Origin of the sequence: Streptomyces celluloflavus, assembly GCA_000720995.1 — a bacterium.
GTDB lineage: Bacteria > Actinomycetota > Actinomycetes > Streptomycetales > Streptomycetaceae > Streptomyces > Streptomyces celluloflavus.
Genome location: JOEL01000168.1, coordinates 1 through 264 on the forward strand (window position 1 = coordinate 1; position 264 = coordinate 264).

1 protein-coding gene is annotated in these 264 nt (G+C 64.4%); it reads left to right on the top strand.

Annotated features, from left to right (window positions below; all coding sequences use genetic code 11):
- Nucleotides 1-127: 127 nt before the first annotated feature.
- On the top strand, nt 128-264 hold a 137-nt coding region (locus tag IH09_RS40945), incomplete at its 3' end, for a zinc finger domain-containing protein (protein WP_446750514.1).

Genomic DNA, 264 nt, shown 5'->3' on the forward strand with positions numbered 1-264 from the left:
GTTGTGCAACAGTCCGGCCAATCACAGCCGGTGTCCGTTTCGCCCCCTCCTTACTGTCGCGCAACCCGTCGCGAAAGTTGGGGGTGCACTTTGCGTTGCACGACACGTTTATGCGACAGTCCAGCTCATGATCACGAACACCCCGGCCGATCAGGTCGAGCGTCACCCCTGCCCGAAGTGCGAAGCCCCCGCCGGTAGTTCCTGCCGTACAGGGGCGGGCAAGGTGGCGTCCAGCTACCACACCGGCCGCTTTGCCCTGGTGCC